The 16,883-nt window shown below is 65.3% G+C and carries 19 protein-coding genes and 1 pseudogene; 10 read left to right on the top strand and 10 right to left on the bottom strand.

What is annotated here, in order from left to right; translation table 11 throughout:
• Nucleotides 1-32: 32 nt before the first annotated feature.
• Genes AB0L58_RS03590 through AB0L58_RS03580 form a run of 3 tightly spaced genes read left to right on the top strand, consistent with a single transcriptional unit; the run spans nt 33 to nt 1,936 of the window.
• Nucleotides 33-794 (top strand): crotonase/enoyl-CoA hydratase family protein, encoded by a 762-nt coding sequence (locus AB0L58_RS03590; protein WP_364380439.1) that lies wholly within the window; start codon nt 33-35, stop codon nt 792-794.
• A 54-nt stretch (nt 795-848) separates the two neighbouring features.
• A complete protein-coding gene (locus AB0L58_RS03585) occupies nt 849-1,619 on the top strand; it encodes an SDR family NAD(P)-dependent oxidoreductase (protein WP_364380436.1) in 771 nt (256 codons plus the stop codon).
• An 11-nt stretch (nt 1,620-1,630) separates the two neighbouring features.
• Entirely contained in the window at nt 1,631-1,936 is a 306-nt protein-coding gene (locus tag AB0L58_RS03580; protein WP_364380433.1) for a hypothetical protein, read from the top strand.
• Between the two features lie 99 nt (nt 1,937-2,035).
• Here the strand turns inward: AB0L58_RS03580 and AB0L58_RS03575 are convergent, their stop codons facing one another.
• Nucleotides 2,036-2,677, bottom strand: a complete 642-nt coding sequence (locus AB0L58_RS03575) for a helix-turn-helix domain-containing protein (RefSeq protein WP_364380429.1) — start codon at nt 2,675-2,677, stop codon at nt 2,036-2,038.
• Nucleotides 2,678-2,738: 61 nt separating this feature from the next.
• Nucleotides 2,739-3,770, bottom strand: coding sequence for a TIGR03617 family F420-dependent LLM class oxidoreductase (locus tag AB0L58_RS03570; protein ID WP_364380426.1), 1,032 nt, complete (start codon nt 3,768-3,770; stop codon nt 2,739-2,741).
• Nucleotides 3,771-3,927: 157 nt separating this feature from the next.
• Here AB0L58_RS03570 and AB0L58_RS03565 point away from each other — a divergent pair, with 157 nt between their 5' ends.
• Nucleotides 3,928-4,671 (top strand): enoyl-CoA hydratase-related protein, encoded by a 744-nt coding sequence (locus tag AB0L58_RS03565; protein WP_364380424.1) that lies wholly within the window; start codon nt 3,928-3,930, stop codon nt 4,669-4,671.
• Between the two features lie 22 nt (nt 4,672-4,693).
• Nucleotides 4,694-5,515, top strand: coding sequence for an SDR family oxidoreductase (locus AB0L58_RS03560; RefSeq protein WP_364380421.1), 822 nt, complete (start codon nt 4,694-4,696; stop codon nt 5,513-5,515).
• A gap of 62 nt (nt 5,516-5,577) precedes the next feature.
• Here the strand turns inward: AB0L58_RS03560 and AB0L58_RS03555 are convergent, their stop codons facing one another.
• Genes AB0L58_RS03555 through AB0L58_RS03535 form a run of 5 tightly spaced genes read right to left on the bottom strand, consistent with a single transcriptional unit; the run spans nt 5,578 to nt 10,049 of the window.
• On the bottom strand, nt 5,578-6,768 hold the full coding sequence (locus AB0L58_RS03555) for an acyl-CoA dehydrogenase family protein (protein ID WP_364380418.1): 1,191 nt from the start codon (nt 6,766-6,768) through the stop codon (nt 5,578-5,580).
• Nucleotides 6,765-7,223 carry a MaoC family dehydratase gene (locus AB0L58_RS03550; protein WP_364380415.1) on the bottom strand — a complete coding sequence of 153 codons (459 nt, stop codon included), beginning with the start codon at nt 7,221-7,223 and terminating at the stop codon, nt 6,765-6,767. The genes AB0L58_RS03555 and AB0L58_RS03550 overlap by 4 nt, the downstream gene beginning before the upstream one ends.
• Nucleotides 7,220-8,431 carry an acetyl-CoA C-acetyltransferase gene (locus tag AB0L58_RS03545; RefSeq protein WP_364380412.1) on the bottom strand — a complete coding sequence of 404 codons (1,212 nt, stop codon included), beginning with the start codon at nt 8,429-8,431 and terminating at the stop codon, nt 7,220-7,222. Before AB0L58_RS03545 ends, AB0L58_RS03550 begins: the two co-directional genes overlap by 4 nt.
• Nucleotides 8,432-8,476: 45 nt before the next feature.
• Nucleotides 8,477-9,205 carry a 3-oxoacyl-ACP reductase FabG gene (gene fabG / locus AB0L58_RS03540; RefSeq protein WP_364380409.1) on the bottom strand — a complete coding sequence of 243 codons (729 nt, stop codon included), beginning with the start codon at nt 9,203-9,205 and terminating at the stop codon, nt 8,477-8,479.
• Between the two features lie 22 nt (nt 9,206-9,227).
• Nucleotides 9,228-10,049: a mycofactocin-coupled SDR family oxidoreductase gene (locus tag AB0L58_RS03535; protein WP_364380406.1), complete on the bottom strand. Its 822-nt coding sequence runs from the start codon at nt 10,047-10,049 to the stop codon at nt 9,228-9,230.
• Nucleotides 10,050-10,220: 171 nt separating this feature from the next.
• On the opposite strand from AB0L58_RS03535, the gene AB0L58_RS03530 reads away from it, so the two are divergent.
• Nucleotides 10,221-11,030 (top strand): NAD(P)-dependent oxidoreductase, encoded by an 810-nt coding sequence (locus tag AB0L58_RS03530; protein WP_364380403.1) that lies wholly within the window; start codon nt 10,221-10,223, stop codon nt 11,028-11,030.
• Nucleotides 11,031-11,386: 356 nt separating this feature from the next.
• Here the strand turns inward: AB0L58_RS03530 and AB0L58_RS03525 are convergent.
• Nucleotides 11,387-11,509 (bottom strand): annotated as a pseudogene (locus AB0L58_RS03525) (DUF397 domain-containing protein); the annotation flags it as partial.
• Nucleotides 11,510-11,598: 89 nt separating this feature from the next.
• Between AB0L58_RS03525 and AB0L58_RS03520 the strand changes: the two are divergent.
• Nucleotides 11,599-12,090: an Rpn family recombination-promoting nuclease/putative transposase gene (locus tag AB0L58_RS03520; protein ID WP_364380401.1), complete on the top strand. Its 492-nt coding sequence runs from the start codon at nt 11,599-11,601 to the stop codon at nt 12,088-12,090.
• Nucleotides 12,002-12,574: a hypothetical protein gene (locus AB0L58_RS03515; RefSeq protein ID WP_364380398.1), complete on the top strand. Its 573-nt coding sequence runs from the start codon at nt 12,002-12,004 to the stop codon at nt 12,572-12,574. The genes AB0L58_RS03520 and AB0L58_RS03515 overlap by 89 nt, the downstream gene beginning before the upstream one ends.
• Before the next feature lie 324 nt (nt 12,575-12,898).
• Here AB0L58_RS03515 and AB0L58_RS03510 read toward each other — a convergent pair whose 3' ends face one another.
• Nucleotides 12,899-14,083: an acyl-CoA dehydrogenase family protein gene (locus tag AB0L58_RS03510; RefSeq protein WP_364380395.1), complete on the bottom strand. Its 1,185-nt coding sequence runs from the start codon at nt 14,081-14,083 to the stop codon at nt 12,899-12,901.
• A 170-nt stretch (nt 14,084-14,253) separates the two neighbouring features.
• On the opposite strand from AB0L58_RS03510, the gene AB0L58_RS03505 reads away from it, so the two are divergent.
• Entirely contained in the window at nt 14,254-14,763 is a 510-nt protein-coding gene (locus AB0L58_RS03505; RefSeq protein ID WP_364380392.1) for a DoxX family protein, read from the top strand.
• 17 nt (nt 14,764-14,780) lie between these two features.
• Nucleotides 14,781-16,280 (top strand): fatty acid--CoA ligase family protein, encoded by a 1,500-nt coding sequence (locus AB0L58_RS03500; RefSeq protein ID WP_364380390.1) that lies wholly within the window; start codon nt 14,781-14,783, stop codon nt 16,278-16,280.
• A 170-nt stretch (nt 16,281-16,450) separates the two neighbouring features.
• Here the strand turns inward: AB0L58_RS03500 and AB0L58_RS03495 are convergent, their stop codons facing one another.
• Nucleotides 16,451-16,861, bottom strand: coding sequence for a PaaI family thioesterase (locus AB0L58_RS03495; RefSeq protein WP_364380387.1), 411 nt, complete (start codon nt 16,859-16,861; stop codon nt 16,451-16,453).
• Nucleotides 16,862-16,883 lie beyond the last annotated feature (22 nt).

Raw genomic sequence — 16,883 nt, 5'->3', positions numbered from 1 at the left:
TCTAAAGCTGGCGATACGAGTGGAGGCTATCGGTGTCGGATGAAGTTCTGCGGGAACGCCGCGGGCGCACACTGGTGATCACGATCAACCGGCCGGACGCGCGCAATGCGATCAATACCGCGGTCAGTCAGGGACTGGCCGACGCGGTCGACGAGCTCGACGAGAGCCCCGAACTGTCGGTTGCCGTGGTAACCGGCGCCGGTGGGAATTTCTGTGCGGGAATGGATTTGAAGGCATTCTCGGCCGGCGAGATCGTGATCGTGCCGGGGCGCGGCCTCGGCTTCACCGAAAAGCCGCCGGTCAAACCGATCATCGCCGCTGTCGAGGGGTACGCCCTGGCGGGCGGCACCGAGGTGGTACTGGCGACCGATCTGATCGTCGCCTCGAAGACCGCGAAATTCGGTATTCCGGAGGTCAAGCGCGGCTTGGTCGCCGCGGGCGGCGGGCTGCTGCGGCTGCAGCGCCGCATCCCCTATCAGAAGGCTGTCGAACTGGCGCTGACCGGTGACAATTTCACGGCCGAGGAGGCCGCGGCCTACGGCCTGGTGAATGTCCTCACGGAGCCGGGAAGGGCGCTCGAGGAAGCGCTGGCCCTGGCCGAGCGGATCTGCGCGAACGGGCCGCTCGCTGTCGCGAAAACCAAAGAGGTCATCGTCAAATCCAGCGATTGGACCTCCGAGGAGATGTGGCAGAAGCAGCTGGAACTGGTCATTCCGGTGTTCCAGTCGAAGGATGCGCAGGAGGGCGCGCTGGCCTTCGCCGAAAAGCGTGCACCCAAATGGACCGGCGCGTAAGGGCTTTCGGCTCGCGTGCCGCATCACAATCGACCCATGAAGTAAGGAGACGCTGTGTCGTTCGAAGGTGAAGTTGTACTGGTGACCGGTGGTGCCGGCGGGTTGGGCGATGCCACGGTGCGCCGGTTGCACGGCGCGGGCGCCGCCGTCGTCATCGCCGATGTCAATGACGAGAAGGCGACGGCGCTGGCCGACGAACTCGGCAACAAGGTCGCCTATGTGCGCACCGACGTGCTCGACGATACGACCATCGAGGCCGCGCTGGCGAAGGCGGACGAGCTGGGTGTGCTGCGGTACGCGGTCATCGCCCACGGTGGTTTCGGTGTGTTGGAGCGCGTCATCAACCGGGACGGCAGCCCGGCCACGCTGAAGGGCTTCGCCGACACCATCGCGCTGTACCTCACCGGCACCTACAACGTGCTGCGCCTGACCGCCGCGCGGATCGCGAAACTGGACCCCAAGCCGAACGGGGAGCGCGGCGCGATCGTGATGACGAGCTCGATCGCCGGGTACGAGGGCCAGATCGGTCAGTCCGCCTACTCGGCGGCCAAGGGCGGGGTGATCTCGCTGACCTTATCGGGCGCAAGGGATCTCAGCTCGGTGGGCATCCGGTTGAACAGCATCGCACCGGGCACCATCCACACACCGCTCATGGACTTCCTCGGCGAGGAGCGGCTGGCGAAGTTCGCCGCGTCGGTGCCCTTCCCGAAGCGGCTCGGCGCACCGGACGAATACGCCTCGCTCGCCCAGCACCTGCTGGAAAACCCGTACATCAACGGCGAGGTCGTGCGGATCGATGGTGCGCAACGATTCCAGCCGAGGTGAGTTGCCCTGCGATGGGTAGCGCGCCGAAAACCCATGAGGCGCGACTGCGTTGGTGGCAGCTCGATTCCCCGCCGCCGATGGCGCCACGTGCGCGGGCCGGTATCGACGAGCCGATCCACAGCACGGTCCGCGAAGTCCTGAACTACTTCGCGAAATGCCCGCGGTGCGGGTATGCCGCGCAGGCGTCGAGCGCGACCCGGACCTTCATCGGCGGTCGATCCGAGACGACGATCTACCCGACTTGTGGTCTGCCGTGCGGCTGGCAGGGAGCCCCGCAGACAATCACCGAGACGGTTCCGCCCGAGCCATTCCATTGATGGCCGAGCTGATGCGTCGAGCGTCCGGTTCTTCATATGGCGGTTGCCGCCCCGAATTCGGGACGGCAACCGCCATATTATTTTTGTATCTTCCCGTGTTTACCGCGTGGCTTTGTCGGTGGCACGCCGTTTCGGTGACCGTGCCGCCGGAGTGGCGTCGGGGAATGTCGTATTATCCGACTGCGATTCGGCTCGGACACCCGCGAGCATCCAGCGAATCGACATCACGAAGTTCTTCTCGGTTTTATCCACCCGCTCCGCGGATTCCTCGGAAAGCTTTGGTTGGCGCATGCCGCGCACCTCCACGATTGTGTGGTTTATTGTGAGGTTGACCAATGCGCGGCAGCATTCCACGGCAAGACGAAGTGGAAATCCTTCCCGCCGGGTGGCTTCCACCAATTCGTGTACATAGTCCATGACCGCGCTGCGATCCTCGATCGTCATGAGCTCGGTGAGGAACGGGTGCGCGCGTAAGGCGTCGTGCAGGGCCAGGCACCACTGCACCGCCGTCGATTCCCAATCCTCGTACTCGTGGAAGTCGAGTCGCAACAGCGAGAAATGCCGGGCCACCAGGGCGCGGATGAGTTGTTCCCGGTTACCGACCTGCTGATACAGCGTGCGGGTCGAGATCCGGAGTTCGGTGGCCAGCCGCCGCGTGCTCAGGGCATCGGCACCCTCGGCGTCCAGCAATGCCAGCGCGTGATCGTAGATAACCTCGACGGGTATGAGCGGCTTGGCCATCGTTGTATTCTACTTGTGCTTGTGCGCCACCGTATTTCCCGCGACGGCCGGCGCTGTGCGCTCAACCGAGCCGGGTGGTGGACGGGATGGACTGCAGGGCTTTCACGAGATCGGCAATTTCCGCGCTATCGGGCGCATAGCCGGGGAAATAGCAGCAGACATCGGATGCGTACGCGCCGTAGCGCTCTTGAACCTGAGCGGCGCATTCCTCCGGCGTGCCGACGATCCCATAGGCGCGCACCATCGGCTCGGTGATCAAGGCACGCATCTCGGCGTACTTACCCTGTTTCGACAGCTCGTTGAGTTCGGGCTGCAAGTGCTCCCAGCGGTGCACTTCCAGGACGGCGCGGTACGGCGGGGTCGACCCGTAGAAGGCGATCAGTGCGGCCACGCGATCAACGGCCGTCGCGAGTCGGGCTTCGGTGCGTCCGACTGCCACCATGACCTGGGCGATCACCTGGAACTGGTCGAGCTCGCGATGTGACTTGCGCAAACCCGCGGTGACGGCGGGTACGGTGCGCTCGGCGAAATGCCGGGTGCTGTTGAACGGCATGACGAGCAGGCCGTCGGCTACTTCGGCGGCCTTGCGGGTCATGATCGGCCCCAATGCGCCCATGAGCACCGGTGGCGGTCCGAACGGGTTGGGACCCGGATCGAAGTTGGGTGGCATCAGCGTATGGGTGAAGTACTCACCGCGAAAGTCCAACGGCGCCTTGCGCTCCCATGCCGCGAAGATCGCCTTGACCGCCGCGACGGATTCCGCCATCCGATTGGCCGGCTTGCCCCACTGGCTGCCGTAACGCTTTTCGATGTGTACGCGGACCTGTGAACCCAGGCCCAACCGGAATCGGCCGCGGCTGTACACCTGGAGGTCATAGGCGGCATGCGCCAGGTGTAGTGGACTGCGCGGCCCGGCTATCGCCACATTGGTCATCAATTCCAGGTCGGTTTCGCCCGCCGCGAGTACCAGGGGGAAGAAGACGTCGTGCTGTCCCTCGAAGGAGAAGATTCCATCGGCGCCCAGCGCGGCGATCGCGCGGGCGCTGTCGCGGACTTCGGTCGGTGACCCGTCCACCTGCAAATGCACTTTCACCGGAACTCGTCCTTTCGATCATTTCGGCCACGGCGGCCGGGCAAGGGGCCGGTCGAGCTCTTGTGGCCGGGCCGCAACGTCTGATAAGAAATCACTGTAGTTTTATCCTATGGCAGTGCCCTCCGGCAACCGTCGACAAATGTGATGAGACGAGAGCGTGAGCGAATACCTTCATTCCGAGCAGCGCGGCGCGGTACGCGTCCTGACCATCGATCGGCCCGATTCGAAAAATGCACTGCACGGCCCCCTCCGAATCGCCCTGTGCGAAGCCATAGCGGATGCCGATCGCGACGATGCCGTGCGCGCCGTGGTGCTGACCGCGGTCGATCCGGTATTCAGTGCCGGGGTCGATTACAAACAACTCGACGCGGCGGCCGGCTCGCCCGAGATCAATCCGGCCGCTGCCGCACGCGCGGCGCGCAAGCCGGTGATCTGTGCGGTGAACGGTGCGTGCGTCTCCGGCGCGCTGGAGATCGCACTCAGCTGCTCGTTCATCATCGCCTCCACGCGTGCCCGCTTCGCCGATACCCATGCCTTGCTCGGCGTGGTGCCGGCGTGGGGACTCACGGCTCTGCTGCCGCGCGCCATCGGTGTCCGTGCGGCCCGGCAGCTGTCGATTACCGGCGCATTCGTCGACGCCGACACCGCGCTTCGGCTCGGTCTGGTGAATCACGTTGTGCCGCATACTGATCTGTTGCCGTTCACCCTCGACCTCGCCCAGCGCATACCCGCGACCGCGGCGGTCGGCGAGCTGCTCGAACTCTATGCCCGTGGTGCGGAGCTGTCACCGTCCGGTGCGCTGGCCGCCGAGGCCGCCCACAGCAGGGGGCGTACCTACGACCTCGAAGCGTTCACCGCTGCCGGCAGCGCCACTGCCGCTCGGCAGCGTGGACGCGCATAACTCATTCCGAGAGGAGAACATCATGGCAGGTCGTTTCGGAGGCAGGCGCGCGGTCGTCACCGGCGCCAGCCGGGGTATCGGAGCCGGTACCGCACAGCGGTTGGCGGCGGAGGGCGCCGATGTCGCGCTGGTGGCCCGCACGCTCGATAAACACCCGACGATGCCGGGCAGCCTGCGGCAGACCGAGGCCGCGCTGCGTGCGTACGGCCACCGGGTCGGCACGATCGTCGCGGACCTCGCCGACCCGGATGCGCGCTCGACGGTGATATCGCAAGCCGTCGAAATTCTCGGCGGGCCAGTCGACATCCTGGTCAACAATGCCGTCTCACCCGCGGCCGTCCCGTTGACCGAGGTGTCGGCGCGCCAGCAGCGCACCGCCTATGAGTGCAATGTCATCGCCCCACTGGAACTCACCCAGCAGGTCGTGCCCGGTATGCGCGCGGCGGGTGCGGGTTGGATCGTGAATATGACCAGCTTCGGCGCTCGTCTGCACGACGGGCCGCCGTTCTATCTCGGCCCGCAGGGATCGACGATGGAGCTCTACGGTACGACGAAGGCGGCATTGAACCGGCTGACCAGCGGCCTGGCCGGAGATCTGCACGGCACCGGGATCCGGGTCAACGCGGTCGGGCCGCGCATCGCGGTCATGAGCGAGGGAATGGCGGATCTGATGGGTGATCAGTTGCCGACCGAGCTGTTCGAGGCGGTGGAGGAGACGGTCGAGGCGGTGGTCGCGCTGTGTGATTGTGCCGAAGACATCACCGGTCGGGTGGCCGCCAGCCTGGATCTGATCGTCGACTGGGGTCTGACGGTGCACAATCTCGACGGTCTCGCGCGGGTCTGACAACGACACGAACGGCCCCGCGCTGCGGGGCCGGTCGGTCGAAAACGGCGGGGCGACAAGATCTAGAGGCGGTAGTCGCGCAGTACGCCCTTACCGATGATCCGTTTCTGGATCTCACTGGTGCCTTCGCCGATCAGCATGAACGGCGCCTCGCGCATGAGCCGCTCGATTTCGTACTCGGTGGAGTAGCCGTAGCCGCCGTGGATTCGGAAACTGGCCTGGGTGACTTCATTGCAGAATTCGCTGGCCAGGTATTTGGCCATACCCGCGGCGACATCGTTGCGTTCACCGGAATCCTTGAGCCGGGCGGCATTGACCATCATCAGATGTGCCGCTTCGACTTTGGTCGCCATCTCCGCCAGCGTGAAGCCGATGGCCTGGTGCTCGACGATGGGTTTGCCGAAGGCCGATCGCTGCTGGGCGTAGCGGGCGCCGAGTTCGAATGCGCGGATGGCTATTCCGCAGGCTCTGGCGGCGACATTGACCCGGCCGACCTCGATGCCGTCCATCATCTGCTTGAAGCCCTCGCCCGGGATGCCGCCGAGCACCGTGTTCGCGGTCGTGGGGTAGTTGTCGAAGAGCAGCTCGGTGGTATCGATGCCCTTGTAGCCCATTTTGTGGATCTTGCCGGGAATGGTCAGGCCGGGCGCCACCGTGCCGTATCCGGCGGGTTTTTCGATGAGGAAGGTGGTGAGGTTGTCGTGCGGGCGTTCGCGGCCCTCGTCGGTGCGGACCAGGACCGCGACCACGGTCGCCGTCGAGCCGTTGGTGAGCCACATCTTCCGGCCGTCGACGATGTAGTTGCCCGCGTCGTCGCGGACCGCCTTGGTGCGAATGGCGGCTACATCCGAGCCGAGTTCGGGTTCCGACATCGAGAATGCGCCGCGGATCTCGCCCGTGGCCATCCGGGGCAGGAAGTGTTTTTTCTGCTCGGGGGTGCCATGGTGCTGAAGCAGATACGCCACGATGAAGTGGGTATTGATCACCCCCGAAATGCTCATCCAGCCCCGTGCCAGTTCCTCGACGCAGAGCGCGTAGGTGAGCAGCGATTCGCCGAGTCCACCGTATTCCTCCGGAATCATGAGGCCGAACAGCCCCATCTCCGCCATCCGGTCGACGATGGCCTGCGGGTAGGTGTCGGTGTGTTCGAGTTCCTGAGCGGTAGGAATGATCTCCTTGTCCACGAACGTGCGGACCGTATTCAGGATTTCGGTCTGGACCTCGGAAAGACCCTGTGTTCGTGCGAGTTTCACAGCACCACCACCGTAACTGTTTCCGCGACACACGCGGGTTTGGCCTGTCCTTCGTTGTCGATGGTCCAGCGCACGGTGAGCTGTGCCCGCGACTGTTCGACGCGCAGGTCCGCGATGGTCGCGGTGGCACGGATACGGGTGCCGGAGCGGACCGCCGACGGAAAGCGAACGGTATTGCTGCCATAGTTGATTCGGGCCGTGCCGAAGTCCAGGGCGTAGATGTCGCGGCCCAGCAGCGGGATCAGCGAGAGGGTGAGGTAGCCGTGGGCGATCGTCGCGCCGTAGGGTCCGTCCGCGGCGCGTTGCGGATCCACGTGGATCCACTGGTCGTCGCCGGTGGCTTCGGCGAAGGCGTCGATGCGCGCCTGGTCGATCGTCAGCCACGGGCCCGGCCCGATGGATTCGCCGACCGCGCCGCGCAGCTCGTCCAGCGAGGTGAATATGCGCTTGGTCATGCCACCCTCTCGAAGACGGCGGCCAGGCCCTGTCCGCCACCGATACACATGGTTTCCAGACCGTAACGCAGTTCGCGCCGGCGCATTTCGCGTGCGAGCGTTGCGAGCATGCGTCCGCCGGTGGCGCCCACCGGGTGGCCGAGCGAGATGCCGGAGCCGTGCACGTTGGTGCGTTCGAGGTCCTGCTCGCCGAACTTCCACTCGCGCATTACGGCGAGTGCCTGGGCGGCGAAGGCCTCGTTGAGTTCGATCAGGTCGATATCGGCGAGGGTGAGTCCGGCTCGGCTCAGCGCCGCCTCGGACGCGGGTACCGGGCCGATGCCCATGATGTCGGGTCGTACTCCGGCCACCGCCCAGGATTTGAGGGTGACCAGTGGGGTGAGCCCGAGTTGCTCGGCTTTGTCGCGGGTGGTGACCAGGCACATCGCGGCGGCGTCGTTCTGGCCGCTGGAGTTGCCCGCCGTGACCGTGGCATCCGGATCGAGTCGCGCGCGAATGGGTTTCAACTCGGCGAGCGCCTCGAGGGTGGTATCGGCGCGGGGGTGTTCATCGATCTCGATCCGGGTCTCCGAACCTCGCGCGGACACGGTGACCGGGATGATCTGCTCTGCGCTCGCGCCGCTCTGCTGCGCCGCGACCGCACGCTGGTGCGACAGCACGGCGAGTCGATCCTGCTCCACGCGGGTGATGTCGTAGGTCCTGCGCAGATTCTCCGCGGTCTCCAACATGCCGCCGGGGACCGGATGATGTTGCCCGCCGGCTGTTTCGCGGCCCCGGACGAGACCGTCGTGCACCTGCACGCCGCCGCGGGCGCCGCCCCAGCGCATATCGAGCGAATAGAACGCGGCATTGCTCATACTCTCGGCGCCGCCCGCGACGACCACCTCGTTGGCGCCGCTCTGTACCTGCAGCACGGCCTGGATGACGGCCTGCAGGCCGGAGCCGCAGCGTCGGTCGATCTGCATCCCGCCGACCGTGACGGGCAACCCGGCATCGAGTGCGACGACGCGGCCGATCGCTGGGGCTTCGCTGTTCGGATAGCAGTGGCCGAGCACGACGTCCTCGATGATTTCGGGGTCGATTCCAGTACGCCGCAACAGACCTCGCAGTGCGGCGACGCCGAGGCCGACCGCGGTGAGCGACCGGAACGATCCCCCGTAGCGTCCGATGGGGGTGCGGACGGGTTCGCAGATCACAACTTCACGCATGGAATTCGTCTCCAGGAGCAGGGAAATCGACTTGATCCGGGGCGATCACATGAACCGTCCACCGGTCACTTCCAGGGTGGTGCCTGTCATATAGGAGGACAGGTCCGAGGCGAGGAACAGCGCGACGTTCGCGACCTCGGTCGGCTCACCGGCGCGCGACATCGGAATTTCGGACATCTTCTGCGCCCACACGTGTTCTGGCATCGCCAAGGTCATCGGCGAACGAATCAACCCGGGCTGGATCGCATTGACCCGCACACCATGAGCGGCCGTTTCCTTGGCCGCGGCCTTCGTCAATCCGATGATGCCCGCCTTCGCGGCGGAGTAGTTGGTCTGACCGGCCATCCCGACCTTGCCGGAGAGCGAGGAGATGTTCACGATGCTGCCGCGTCGAGCTTCCCGCATGATCGCCGCCGCCATCCTGGTGCCGTGCCAGGTGCCTTTGAGATGCACCGCGATCACCTCGTCGAAGTCCTCCTCCGACATCTTGCGCATGGAGGCGTCGCGGGTGATGCCCGCGTTGTTCACCATGATGTCGAGCGCACCGAATGCGGTGAGCGCCGTATCGAGCAGGGCCGCGATATCGGTTGCCCGCGTGACATCGCAGCGCACCGCACGCGCGACCTCGTCGCCCAGAATACGTTGCGTGTCACCGGGATTCAGATCACCCACCACCACACGCGCCCCGTGCAGCACGAATGTCTCGGCGATGGCGAGTCCGATGCCCTGGGCGCCGCCGGTGACAACGGCGACGCGGCCTTCGAGTAACGACATGGCTATGTCCTTATGGCTGAGCTCAGTATTGGGTGGATCCGAGGTCGACCGATATCTGGGCGGCCGTGATGAAGCGTGCTTCGTCGCTGGCCAGCCAGCACACGGCGTTGGACACGTCCTCCGGTTCGGCGATCCACGCCGGGAGGAACGGTGTGGTCATATGCGCCAGTTGCGGATTCGATTCGAATGCCCGGCCCAGCGCGGCGACCATGTCACCACTGCCCATGGGCGTATTGACCGCACCGGGGTGCACGCTGTTCACGCGGATCTCGTGCTTTCCGAGTTCGGCCGCCAATGATCGGGCCATTCCGGTGATGGCGTGCTTGCTGGCCGTGTAATGCACCATGAACGGCTGCATCTTCACGCCCGCGGCGGAGCTGATCAAGATGATCGACCCACCGCGGCCGCCATCGATAATGGGCTGGACGCCCGCGATTACGGTGTTCCAGGTTCCGATGACATTGATGTCGATGACGTCGCGGAAGGAATCGGGGGTTATGGCGTCCCAGGTTTCGGGGATGCAGATTCCGGCGTTGGCGACAATGGTGTCGAGGCGGCCCAGGGCGTCGACCCCGTCCTGCACGGCCTTGCGCAGTCCGTCCAGGTCCCGGATATCGACGGCGGAGGCGAGTATCCGGCGGCCGGTCGCTTCGACCAGCCGCACCGTCTCGGCGAGGTCGTCGGGCGTTGCCGAATCGTAGGGAACCGCCGGCGGGAGTGGGCCCGCCACGTCGACGGCGATGATGTCGGCGCCTTCGGTAGCCATGCGCACCGCGTGCGCGCGGCCCTGACCTCGCGCTGCTCCGGTTATGAACGCCACCTTATCCGTGAGTCGGCCGGTCACTTGCCCTCCTTTGCCTGCGGCGTCGTATGCGGATGGATCATATCCGCGAGCGGAGAACCGGCCTCTCGTTGCCGTATCGCCGATCCGCCGAAATATATATCGTATTGTCTATGGTAAGTGCAACGGTAGCCTTGCGTAGGTTGTCCGGTGGATCGAGTGAGGAGTGCACGCATGTCGCAGGTCATCGGGTTTGTCGGTGCGGGACAGATGGGCGAGCCGATGGTGATTCGGCTGGTGCGGGCCGGCTATCGGGTGGTGGTCTACGCGCGCCGGGAATCGGTGCGGGAACGTTTGCGGGCATGCGGTGCGGAGGTGGTGGATTCGGCTGCCGCGGCGGCCGCGGGCGCGGATATCGTGATCGTCTGCGTGTTCTCCGACGCGCAATTGGTCGAGGTCGTCGGCGGCCCCGACGGCGTATTGGCGGCAGCGGGCCCGGATACGGTCGTGGTCTCGCATACGACGGGCGCGGTATCGACGGTAAAGGATTTGGCCGCAACGCATCCGGACGGACCGGTGCTGTTGGACGGCCCAGTGAGCGGTTCGGCAGACGATATCGCGGCCGGGAAGTTGACAGTGCTACTGGGTGGTCCGGCGTTGGCGGTGGAAGCGGTGCGCCCGGTGCTAGAGGCCTATGCTCGAACGATTGTCGCCACGGGTGGGCTCGGCAGTGCATTGGGTGTGAAACTGGTGAACAATGCCCTATTCGCCGCGAATGCACAGCTGGTGGCGCTCGCGGCAGAGGTGGGCAGGCGATTGGGCATCGAGGACAACGATTTGCTGGACGCGCTGGCGGCGTGCAGTGGTAACAGCTATGCGGCGAGTTCGATTCGGCGCACCGGGGGATTCCCGAAATTCGAACAGCTGGCGGCGCCCTTCTTGCGTAAGGACGTGGCGGCGTGTACGGCCGCGACGTCCGATCTCGGCGTCGATCTCGGCCTGCTCGGCACCGTGATCTCCGACGGCCCATTCGATCTCGGCTGACGCCTGCCGACCAGCATGATCCGAGCCGATACCGCGAACATCGAAACGCAATGTGCTGCGACCTGATTGGACACTGCCGAGCGCGGCGCGCACGGGGGCATCCGGTTGTCGCTCGCCGAGCGCAGTCGAAACGTGGCTCGACACGCCGTTCGGTATCACATTTCGACTGCGCTCGGCGGATCCCCTATCCGAAGTTCGATTCCGCAGGGAGCTATCTGGATGGGGCACTGGCCGCGGGCGCGCATGTCGGGTTCGAGGCAACCTATTTGGACGGGGCGCGAGTACGGGAACCATTAACGGCCTCAGTCCATTACGTGGTGGATTGAGGCCGTTACCCATGGTCGGGTCGAGGGCTGTTACGTCGTGGGGCGGGTGAACTCACCGTCTTGTACGCCTGCGGTGAAGGCGTCCCACTCGCTCGGAGTGAATACCAGTGCCGGGCCGGTCGGATTCTTGCTGTCGCGAACCCCTACGCTGCCGGGAGGAGCAGTCCAGGTCGTGGATCCGCCTGGCGTGCAACTTCATTCGGCTGACCGCGGTGTCGGTGGGCGGTAGTACGGTGCGCCACATGGCCGCGAACCCGTCGAACCCACACGACGCTTACTTCCGCAACGTACTCGGCCGACCCGCGGAGGCCGCGTCGGAACTACGTCTGGTGTTGCCGAGGGAGATTGTGGCGCGCCTGGATTGGACCACTCTCGAGGTGCAGTCGGGCACGTTCGTGTCCGACGAGCTGCGGTCCCGCCAGAGTGACCTACTGTTCCGGACCAAGCTCGACGGTCACGACGCGTTCGTCTACATCTTGTTGGAGCATCAGAGCCGCAGTGACAATCTGATGCCGTTCCGGATGCTCGAATACGTCGTCAGCATCTGGAACCATTACCTGCGTTCGCAGCCTGATGCTCGATTGCTGCCGCCGATCATTCCGGTGGTCGTTCGTCGGCCCGTCCGGCTGCCGGTGGACGGCACCGATGGACGTAGCGGAGCTGATCGATGTCGATGCCGACACCCGGGCGCCGCTCGGCGACTACCTGCCCCGGTTGCGGTACGTGCTCGATGACGTCAATGCCGTCGATCTGCCCGCACTACTGCGACGGCCTCTGACACCCGCGGCCAAAGTCATGCTGTGCCTGCAGAAAATTGCATCGGGCAACCCTGACCTCGTCGCGCAGCTCGAGCCCCTTGTTGCCGACCTGGCGGCCATCCTCGCAGGTCCCGGTGGGAAACAGGACTTCAGAACCATCGTGAAGTACATTATCGTCGTCGGTGATATGGATCCCGACGACCTCGATCCCCTCACCGATCAACTCGGGTACGAAGCCAAGGAGGTCATCGTGACTACAGCTGACAGGTTGCGCGCAGAAGGTGAAGCACGTGGTGAAGCGCGCGGGCGAGCGGCGACGTTGATCGAGCAGTTGACGCTGAGGTTTGGTCGGCTGCCTGCCTCGGTCGAACAGGCTGTCCGTGATGCCGGGTTGGAGCAGCTCAAGGTGTGGACCGCGCGGGTGCTCACGGCAAGCAGTCTGGACGACGTCCTGGTCTGAGTAAGGGCCTACTCGATTACTCCCGCGCCGACCAATCGATTCGTGCCCGAACTGAGGAGGTCATCGTGACTACCGCTGACGGGTTGCGCGCAGAAGGAGAAGCGCGCGGTGAAGCCCGTGGGCGGGCGGCGACATTGATCGAGCTATCGACTATGAAGTTCGGTCGGCTGCCTGCCTCGGTGGAGCAGGCTATCCAGGATGGCGTCCGGGATGGCGAGTTAGAGCAGCTCGAGCTGTGGTGCGCGCGGGTGCTCACGGCAAGCAGTCGACCTACTTGCCTGAGTAGGGCTTCCGCATCGGTCGTGCTGTCGACGCTGCGGTCTATTAGTGCCCGCGCCGGGCGTTCTTGACGAGTCCGCCGCCGATGATCAGGCGCTGAATCTCGCTGGTGCCCTCGTACAGTCGCAGCAGGCGGACATCGCGGTAGATGCGTTCGACGGCCACATCGCGCATATAGCCGGTGCCGCCGTGCACCTGCACCGCCAAATCGGCTACCTTGCCTGCCATTTCGGTGCAGTACAGCTTCGCGACCGATGGTGCGATGCGCCGGTCGTCGCCCGCGACCCAGCTGCGCGCCGCATCGCGGACCAGCGCTCGGCCCGCCATGACCCCGGTCTGCATATCGGCGAGCATGGCCTGCACCAACTGGAACTGTCCGATCACGGTGCCGCCCTGAGTAGCTGTCGCGGCGTAGGCCACCGACTCGTCGAGGGCGCGTTGCGCGGCCCCGACCGCGAGTGCGGCGATATGGATCCGGCCGCGGGCCAGTGAGGTCATCGCCGCGCGGTAGCCGATATCCTCGCTCCCGCCGACCAGCGCTTCGGGTCCGACGCGCACATCCTGGAACCGCACCTCCGCCGTCCACGCACCCTCCTGTCCCATCTTGCGGTCCTTGGGTCCGACCTCGACGCCGGGGGAGTCGGCGGGGACGAGGAATACCGCGATTCCGGCGCCGTTTTCGTCGGCCGGGCGGGTACGGGCGAAGGCGACGAACAGATCCGCCACGGGAGCATTGGTGATGAATCGCTTCTCGCCGTTGATGATCCAGTCCGGCCCGGAGCGGACCGCTGTACTCCGCAACGACGCCGGGTTGGAACCCGCCCCGGATTCGGTGAGTGCGAACGAGGCGACCACCGCGCCGGAGGCGATGTGCTCGAGCCACCTCGACTTCTGCTCCTCGGTGCCGAATCCGACCAGTACCTGGCCCGCGATCCCGTTATTGGTGCCGAACATCGATCGCAACGCGAGCGTGGTGTAGCCGAACTCCATCGCCAGCTCGACGTCCTGTGCGAGATCGAGGCCGAGCCCGCCCCATTCCTGGGGAATGGCGTAGCCGAAAAGTCCCATCGCCTTGGCCTGTTCGACGATCTCGTCGGGCATCCGGTTTTCCTCGGCGATCTCGCGCTCCCGCTCGACGACGACGGCTCGGACGAACTTCCTGGTCTGGTCCAAGATTTCGCGGAAATCCTCCGGCGCGACCGCATCGACGCCGGTGGATGAACTCGTCATGACATGGCCTCCTGGAATCCGGCGTCGGCGCCGGTGTCGTCGTTCGCTTGACCGCTCAGCTGTTGTCTATAACATTACTGTAATGCCAGCGGTATGGAATACGGTAGCGCTCCGGGGCGGTCCGCGCGGGCCGGGTGCCAGACCTTCGTTCTCGATGTATTGGTGCTGCGATGAATGCTTATGACCTCGGTCTGTTGATACTGCGAGTGTGCCTCGGTCTGACCATGGCCGCGCACGGGTACGGCAAGATCTTCTCGGGCGGACGGCTTGCCGGGACTGCCGCGTGGTTCGACAGCATCGGGATGAAACCGGGCGCGCTGCACGCGCGCCTGGCAGCGGGCTGTGAGATCGGCTTCGGTACCGCACTCGCGGTCGGCCTGCTCACCCCGGTCGCCGGCGCCGGATTCGTCGCGCTCATGGTGGTGGCGGCGTGGACCGTCCATCGGTCGAACGGATTCTTCATCGTGGGCAACGGCTGGGAGTACAACATGGTGCTCGCGGTGGCGGCGATAGCCGTCGCGACACTGGGCGCCGGGCGGATCAGCATCGATCGGCTGCTCTTCGGCACCGATCAACCCGACGGCTGGGTGGGTCTCGCGATCGCGGCCGGTCTGGGATCGGTGTCCGGTATCGGGCAACTCGCGATCTTCTACCGGCCGCAGGCCATGACGGTCTCCTGAAGATCATGTCGATTCCGATGACACCATCGTCTCGCAACGAAAATAGCAGCGGCACTGCGGAATTCGCGAAGCAACTATCGGCCCGCCTGGCCGACTACGGTGATCGGCCGTGTATCGAGTTCGAGCAGCGGTGGTATACGGGCGAGGAGATCGTCGACTACATCCGTGCGATCGAACCGGCACTTGTATCCGCCGATGTCTCGATATCCGAGCGGATCGCCGTCGTAGTTCGCAACCGCGTACCGCATGCCGCGGCCCTGCTCGGATGCATCGCCCGGTCTCGCCCGATCGCGATGATCAACTCCTATCAGTCCGCCGAGTCCATGGCCCGCGACATCGAGGAAGTACGGCCGAGCGCGGTCATCGCCGACCGTCAGGATTGGACCGCGCCGGTGCTGGCGGCATGTGAGCGAGTCGGCAGTGTCGGGGTGTCGCTTTCGCTGGATCCGCCGCGGGTCGAGACGGTGCTGCCACGCACTCGCGCCGCGGATCCGGTGGTCGAGGTACCCGGCTTGCACATCTTGACCAGCGGAACGACGGGACCGCCGAAACGAGTGCCGATTCCGCTGGCCGCACTCGAACATACCGTCCGGAGCATGACCGGCGGCGAAACCGCCGCGCCCGACGATCCGCCGGAGCTGGTGTACTGGCCATTCGGCAGTGTGGGTATCTGTCAGTTGCTCGCCGGCCCGTTTCTCGGGAAGCGGATGGTGCTGCTGGAGAAGTTCAGCGTCGAGGAGTGGGTTCGAGCCGTCAAGACCTACCGGATCAAGCGGGCCGGCGTGCAGCCGACCATTCTGCGAATGATTTTGCAGGCCGATGTGCCGCGCGAAGATCTGGCATCGCTGGAGTATCTGCCGGGCGGTTCCGGGCCATTGGAAGCGGAACTGCGCGCGGAATTCGAGCAGCGCTATGGTATTCCGCTGCTGTGGGCGTACGGGGCGACCGAGTTCGCGGGTTCGGTCTGTGCGTGGACGCCCGAGCTGCACCGGCGATTCGGTGTGACCAAGGAGGGCAGTGTCGGCAGGCCGCTGCCGGGTGTTCAGGTCCGGGTGGTCGACGCGACGACCGGATCCGCGGTGGCGACCGGCGCGCAGGGCTTTCTGGAAGCCAGAGTGGCTGTGCTCGGCCCGAATTGGGTGCGCACGACCGATCTCGCGTCGGTGGACGCCGACGGTTTCGTCACGGTGCACGGCCGGGGCGACGGCGCGATCAATCGCGGTGGATTCAAGATCCTGCCCGAGACCGTGCGCAAGGTACTGCTCGGACATCCCGCGGTCCGCGACGCCTGTGTGGTCGGTGTGCTCGATGCGCGGCTGGGCCAGGTGCCCTTCGCTGCGGTGGAGGTCCGGCGTGGGGTGCCTGCCCCGACGGAGATTGAGCTGAAAGAACGAGTCCGGCAAGCACTTCCGAGCCACCACGTGCCGGTGGCGATCGCAATGGTCGAACAATTGCCGCGGAATGCGGCGTTGAAGGCGAAGCTGGACGCGGTAGCGGCGATGTACGGCCGCGGCTGACGCCACCGGTCCGGCATGGCGGAGAAGCTGGGCACCGCCGACACTCGTGGTGGCCCGCGAGTCGGTGATCCACAATGTCCGGGTGGTGTCGGATCAGGTGACGCTGCACCGGCGCTGCCGCGGTACCACCTCGACAGCTGAGCCGCCCCGACGAACTCGACCGTGCTCGACTACGACTCTGTCGCGCCGGTATTGAACTCGACCGTGGCGAAGTTGACGGTCGCGAGTGCGGCCAACTCATCACCCGGCATGCTGCGCACTTCGACCTGGACCACGATGGACCGCCGACCCGCATGCACGATCTTGGTCACGGCGCGCGCCGCGCCGTCGGTGATGGCGCGAAAATACCGCACACTCAGATCCGAGGTGACCACGCCACCGCCGTTCGGTCGAGTCGCCAATGCCGCTGTGCCCGCGGCGATATCGGCCAGCGTCGCGATCAGCCCGCCCTGTAATCCACCCGAGGTATTGACCACGTGCGGAGCGACCGGAAGCTCCCAAACCGGTGAGTCGTCCGCGCCGCCGCTTCTACGGAATCCGATGTGGTCGAGGAGCCCGCGGATCGCTTGCATCGCTGTCATGTTTTTCGCTCACTTTGTCGTC

This window comes from Nocardia sp. NPDC052112, assembly GCF_040680135.1.
Classification (GTDB): Bacteria; Actinomycetota; Actinomycetes; order Mycobacteriales; family Mycobacteriaceae; genus Nocardia.
The sequence above is the reverse complement of the archived record's forward strand: the minus strand, read 5'-3'. Positions and strand labels throughout refer to the sequence as shown.